At 39.1% G+C, this 6,400-nt stretch carries 5 protein-coding genes and 1 pseudogene; 3 read left to right on the top strand and 3 right to left on the bottom strand.

Going from position 1 to position 6,400, the window contains the following annotated elements:
• Positions 1–24: 24 nt before the first annotated feature.
• The 3 genes from QZ562_RS18410 (at position 25) to mutT (ending at position 4,241) form a co-directional block, all read left to right on the top strand.
• On the top strand, positions 25–933 hold the full coding sequence (locus QZ562_RS18410; RefSeq protein ID WP_363315379.1) for a M23 family metallopeptidase: 909 nt from the start codon (positions 25–27) through the stop codon (positions 931–933).
• Positions 934–1,073: 140 nt separating this feature from the next.
• A complete protein-coding gene (gene secA, locus QZ562_RS18405) occupies positions 1,074–3,767 on the top strand; it encodes a preprotein translocase subunit SecA (RefSeq protein ID WP_293763465.1) in 2,694 nt (897 codons plus the stop codon).
• Between the two features lie 87 nt (positions 3,768–3,854).
• On the top strand, positions 3,855–4,241 hold the full coding sequence (mutT, locus tag QZ562_RS18400; RefSeq protein WP_293763462.1) for an 8-oxo-dGTP diphosphatase MutT: 387 nt from the start codon (positions 3,855–3,857) through the stop codon (positions 4,239–4,241).
• Between the two features lie 48 nt (positions 4,242–4,289).
• Here the strand turns inward: mutT and QZ562_RS18395 are convergent.
• The 3 genes and pseudogenes from QZ562_RS18395 to QZ562_RS18385 form a co-directional block, all read right to left on the bottom strand.
• A pseudogene (locus tag QZ562_RS18395) lies at positions 4,290–4,472 on the bottom strand (hypothetical protein); the annotation flags it as partial.
• A 313-nt stretch (positions 4,473–4,785) separates the two neighbouring features.
• Positions 4,786–4,941, bottom strand: a complete 156-nt coding sequence (locus tag QZ562_RS18390; RefSeq protein WP_293763460.1) for a hypothetical protein — start codon at positions 4,939–4,941, stop codon at positions 4,786–4,788.
• A gap of 404 nt (positions 4,942–5,345) precedes the next feature.
• Complete coding sequence (locus QZ562_RS18385; protein ID WP_293763458.1) at positions 5,346–6,344, bottom strand: NADP-dependent oxidoreductase; 999 nt, start codon at positions 6,342–6,344, stop codon at positions 5,346–5,348.
• Positions 6,345–6,400 lie beyond the last annotated feature (56 nt).

Here is a 6,400-nt window from a genome sequence, read left to right as displayed (position 1 = left end):
ATGTTTAAAAGGTAGTCAATAGTAATGAAACTAACGTTACTCTTTAAAAGTAATAAAGCGCGTTTTATGATAAATATAAACAAACAAAAATTGCTGCTAGGTTTGTCAGTTATAAGCGTTCTCCTTCTCGTTTCCAGCCGCTCAACCCATTCTCCAGATGAAAATATTGCTAGAATCCAGTATGTTAAAACAGGTTTAGATGAACAGGCCAGCGAAGTAAGTCTACTTAAAACAAATACTGAGCAACGTATGGCGGGTATGATGCTCAAGCTAGCAGATATGCAGACTCAAATTCTACGTCTAGATGTACTAGGGTCAAAGTTAGTTCAGCAAGCAAAGCTTAATCCTTCTGAATTTACATTTAATCAAATACCAAGTATGGGTGGTCCTTTGGACAGCAGTACGATTGACATCCAAGTGCAAGACGTAATTTTGTCGAGGATCTCCGACATGCTTAATAAAATTCAGAATAAAGCGCAGGAACTCTCCGCACTTGAATCTATCATGTTAAGTCACCATATCAACCGTGAAAGTAAGTTAGAGGGTAAACCAGTATTATCTGGCTGGTTGTCATCATATTATGGAATACGCAAGGACCCATTCAACGGTCTACCTTCCATGCACAAAGGCCTCGATTTTGCCGGTAAGGAAGGTGAACCTGTTCTTGCTACCGGCGCAGGCATTATCACTTGGTCAGGAAGTCGTTATGGTTACGGCGAGTTGGTTGAAATCGATCATGGCGGTGACCTTGTTACACGATACGGACACAATAAAAAAGTTAATGTCAAGGTTGGTGACGTAGTGACTAAAGGGCAAAGTATTGCGGTGATGGGAAGTACGGGTCGTTCTACTGGACCTCATGTTCATTATGAGGTGATTCACAAAGGTAAACAGCAAGATCCGTTACCGTATGTATATCGGAAAAGCTCTTAACAGCTGCTGGTTCAAAATTCAATATCGATAATCGGCTCTCATGAGCCGATTATTTTGTTTAGTACAGGGTTGTTCACAAGTTGTTTTTAATTTGTGTGCAAGTAAAATTATTAATTATTTAGATTGGAAGCTGTAAATCGATGTTTTCTAGTATTTTCACAAAAATGTTTGGCAGCCGTAACGACCGGACTATAAAAAAACTGGGCAAATCTGTTGTCCTTATCAATCAGCTAGAGGCTGAATACGAAGACTTATCTGACGATCAGCTTAAAGATAAAACTAGCCAATTCAAGCAACGTTTAGACAAAGAAGAGACCACAGAAGATATTATGGTCGAAGCATTTGCAGTTGTACGTGAGGCCAGTAAACGAGTTTACGGAATGCGTCATTTCGATGTACAAATGCTCGGTGGTCAAGTCTTGCATCAAGGTGAAATAGCTGAAATGCGAACAGGTGAAGGTAAAACGTTAACTTCAACCTTACCCTCATACCTTAACGCTATATCAGGTAAAGGTGTTCACGTTATTACCGTAAACGATTATTTAGCCACCCGTGATGCGGATTGGAGTCGAGCCTTATTTGAATTTCTTGGTTTGACAGTAGGTTGTAATATTCCGGGTATGAACCATGAGCAAAAAAGAGAAGCTTATGCTGCAGACATAACGTACGGCACAAATAACGAGTTTGGTTTTGATTATCTTCGAGACAATATGGCATTTAGTCCTGGAGAACGTGTCCAGAAATCACTACATTTTGCCGTAATTGATGAAGTTGATTCAATACTTATCGATGAAGCACGTACACCACTTATTATTTCTGGTCAGGCTGAAGACAGCTCTGAGTTGTATCGCAAAATTAATGTGATTATTCCTGAGCTTGCTAAGCAAGAAAAAGAAGACGAAGAAGGTGAAGCAGGTGACGGCCACTACACCATTGATGAGAAAGGCAAACAAGTCCACTTAACTGAAAACGGTCAAATATTCGTGGAGCAAGTTTTACAGCGCGAAGGTATTTTACCAGAAGATGAGTCTTTATTTGCTGCGGCCAATATTTCATTGTTGCACCATGTAAATGCTGCGTTACGTGCACACAAGCTTTTTTCAAAAGATGTAGATTACATTGTTAAAGGTGACGATATTGTAATTGTTGATGAACACACTGGACGCACCATGGAGGGTCGTCGATGGTCTGAAGGTTTGCACCAAGCAGTAGAGGCTAAAGAAGGCGTTCACATTCAAAATGAAAACCAAACTTTAGCATCTATTACTTTCCAGAATTATTTTCGTCTGTACGACAAGCTTTCCGGCATGACGGGTACTGCGGATACAGAGGCTTTTGAATTTCAAAGCATTTACGGTCTAGACACAGTTGTAATCCCTACTAACCAACCTATGGTTCGTGATGATAAAGCTGATCTGATTTTCTTAACCGCTGAAGAAAAGTACGAAGCAATAGTCGAAGATATCAAAGATTGTGTAAAACGCGGTCAACCTGCTCTAGTGGGCACCGTGTCAATAGAAAATTCAGAGTTGATTTCGGGAATTTTGAAAAAAGCTAAAATACCTCATAAAGTGTTAAATGCTAAATTCCATGAACAAGAAGCAGATATTGTATCGCAGGCTGGCAAACCAGGTGCTATTACTATTGCTACAAACATGGCAGGCCGTGGAACGGATATTGTTTTAGGTGGTAACTGGCAAGCCGAGATAGACAAAATTCATGATCCTAAATCAAGCAAAGTTGATAAGATTAAGGAAGATTGGAAAGTGGCTCACGATGCCGTTTTGGCCTCTGGTGGTTTACACATTATTGGTACTGAGCGCCACGAATCACGTCGAATAGATAATCAGTTACGTGGACGTTCTGGACGTCAAGGTGATGCAGGATCATCTCGCTTTTATTTATCTTTAGATGATGCATTAATGCGCATATTTGCTTCAGAAAAAATGGGCAATATGATGAAACGCTTAGGCATGGAGCGTGGTGAAGCAATTGAGCATCCTTGGGTAACACGTGCTATTGAAAACGCTCAGCGTAAAGTTGAAGGCCGTAACTTTGATATGCGTAAACAATTACTTGAATATGATGATGTTGCTAATGATCAACGAAAAGTTATTTACGAGCAGCGTAATGAATTATTAGACGAAGGCGAAATCAGTGGCACTATTGAAGTCATTCGTAAAGATGTCGTTAATGGTATTCTTGACCAATATATACCACCACAATCGTTAGAAGAAATGTGGGATATTGCTGGTTTAGAAGAACGTTTTAAAGCTGAGTTTTTGACTGATATGCCAGTACAAATGTGGCTAGATGAAGATGATAAATTATATGAAGAGAAACTTCGTGAGCGAGTTCTAGAAAAAGTTGATGCTGCATATAAAAGCAAAGAAGAAATTGTTGGTCCAGAAGTGATTAGGCAGTTTGAAAAAGCAGTAATGTTGCAAAATCTTGATAGCCATTGGAAGGAACATTTGGCTGCTATGGATCATTTACGACAAGGTATCCATTTAAGAGGTTATGCACAAAAAAATCCTAAACAAGAATATAAACGTGAATCTTTTGAACTTTTCACTGAAATGTTAGAAGCTCTAAAAGTAGAAGTGGTCACTATATTAAGTAAAGTTCAAGTCAAGGCCCAAGAAGATGTTGAAGCGGTAGAAGAGAAAAGACGACAAGCAGATGATTTGCCGAAGAAATTCGAACACGAATCAGCAAGCGAACCAGAACAGACTAATACAGCCTTACGTCAAGGTCCCAAGGTAGGACGTAATGATGCCTGCCCTTGTGGTTCAGGTAAAAAGTATAAACAATGTCACGGTAAGTTAAGTTGATATAGCTTCAAAGCAATTCTATAAAAGTCGGGCTCATGTCCGACTTTTTTATTTTCATAAATGGTCAGGTTAATAAAGGAAAGTAAGATGAAGATTGTCGAAGTGGCTGTGGGTGTTATTAAACGTAATAACAAAATCTATATCAGTAAACGCGCGGATGACTTACATCAAGGTGGGAAATGGGAGTTTCCAGGGGGTAAACGCGAAGTCAATGAGACCATAGAACAAACGTTGACCAGAGAGCTTTCAGAAGAAATTGGCATACAAGTAACTCAACAAAGCCCATTTATGTTGATTGAACATGATTATGGCGATAAAAAGGTTCGCTTAGATGTGCGTTTGGTAGAAAATTTTGAAGGCGTTCCAAGCCACCTAGAAGGTCAAAAAAGTCAATGGGTGGATATTAATGACCTGAGCCAATTTACCTTCCCTGATGCCAATAAAGTGATCATCGATAAGTTAATGCACTTATAAAAAAGCCATAAAATACGAAAAACATGCTTTCATAGAAAATAAAGAAAGCTAGTAACCCATACCGATAAAAAGTTCTTTGTCTATTACGTTACCCATAATAGTTTTGCGGCCATGCAATACACACTTATTATTAACAATTTCTAAGTCTCCGTCTTGCCAACGTACATCTTGGTATATTTTTTCTGAAAGCTTAGAGGTGGTTTTCATTAAGTGCTCACCTACTGGCTCATCATTGGGGACGTATAACTTGGTTCTTCATAATTAAACGAAGGATCAAGCACAGCGTTTGCAAAAGCAATTTGCTCTATTTAATTCTTTCCTTCAGCGGTAAGGTTTTTAATTGGTAAGCAAGGCTGAATATCTAATTCGTAATCCAAACTATTAACAGCGTTCAATTTTCCTCTTTGATGTTTATTAATCACTATGAAGTCAGATAAATGTTTTTCTGTTACTTTTTTGCACAATTTACATCAGTATGTTGATCTACCGCATACGGTCGCCAAAGATGTGAAGATAGACGTCGTGAAACTGTGACTTTTTGCTGTTATGCCTTTTGTAATTCTTTGGACATATTTGCAAAAAGCACAACGCCATCACAAATGGTTGTTTGAGCTCCCTCTTTTGCACTTTTTGTACTATGAAGAGCAACAATATTAAGCGGAAAAGGAGCATTCCCGGGTAGCATCTTATGCTGGCTCACTGCAAAAATTCCTTAATAGTTGACTAAACTTGGATAAGCTTGGATTGACACTACGTAGTAATACCCAACCACTTTCGTTTGACTGCTATTTAACTTGGCTAATAATCTCAATTCATTTAGTGGGGTGCTGTTAGTAGAAAGAAATAATATTTTTCATACGTATTACCTTGTAGTAAATCTGTTTATTAACACAATTGCCTATGACAAAACTTAAAGGAGTATTAAGAAGAATTTTATAGTGGAAAAATAATAGTGTGATTTGAATTTTTTTTTATAATACAAGCGAGGCGATACGATCGTTCGATATAGTCCGATAGCAATTCTTGGCCATAAAAGTGACTCATCAGGAATCACTTTCATCCGCAAAAATTGATTTACGGATGATGTGTTTCAATCGTACTCGTTTACAACTTAACGATTAACTTACCTTTATTACCACCAGTCAATAGTAAGTTTAAACCATCGATAGCTGTTTCTAATCCATTTAACACATGGGAGCGGTGTTTTATTTTACCTTGCATCACATAGGGTGTGAGTTTACCAATTAGTTCTGGTAATTGACTTAAGTGATCGGGCATCGTAAAGCCTTGGATAGTGATACGTTTTTTGATAATAGGGATCCAATTTGGACCTGCACTTGGCGTTTCTGCGGTGTAATCAGAAATCATGCCGCACACTATTACTCTGCCATGGGCATTGATATGATCGACAACGTGATGTTGAATTGGGCCACCAGTATTTTCAAAGTAAATATCCACACCTTTAGGTGCCAACTCTGTCAACTTCGTATCTATATCATCTGTTTTGTAATTAATCGCGCCATCAAAGCCTAGTTCATTAACTATCCAACTACACTTTTCGTCAGAACCTGCTACACCAATCACGTTTAATCCTTCTGCTTTGGCTAGTTGGCCTACTATGGAACCTACTGAACCTGCCGCACCGCTGACGACTATGGTTTCGCCTGCTTTTGGATTTCCAAAGCCAAATAAACCTTGAGTAGCGGTTAAGCCAGGTAAAGCGAACACAGATAAAACCATTTCAGCATCTAAGCCTGGTTGTACTTTCCTGAGACCTTCCCCCGTGCTCAATGATAACTCAGTCCATCCCATCATGCCCATTACACGCTCACCTACAACATAATCAGGGTGATGACTTTCGACAACCTCACCTATACCTGAGGAGCGCATTACGTCACCTAAGCCAACAGGAGGTATATAACTTTCTGTATCGGGGCTCATCCACCCAACCATGGCTGGGTCTAGTGACATATGGGTTTGTTTAACTAATATTTGACCGGGACCTACGTTAGGAAGAGGTTTTTGTACTACTTCAAAAATATCTGCACCTATAGGGCCAGAAGTCGGGCGGGCAACAAGGTTAATCGCTGTAAATGTATTCATATTTGGATCTCCAGTATGTGATTGATGCAATGTGGTTGTTCAAGTGAACTTAGTAT

Origin of the sequence: uncultured Paraglaciecola sp. (genome assembly GCF_913058035.1) — a bacterium.
GTDB lineage: Bacteria > Pseudomonadota > Gammaproteobacteria > Enterobacterales > Alteromonadaceae > Paraglaciecola.
Note: the sequence above shows the minus strand (reverse complement) of the source record. Positions and strands in the feature narration are given on the sequence as shown.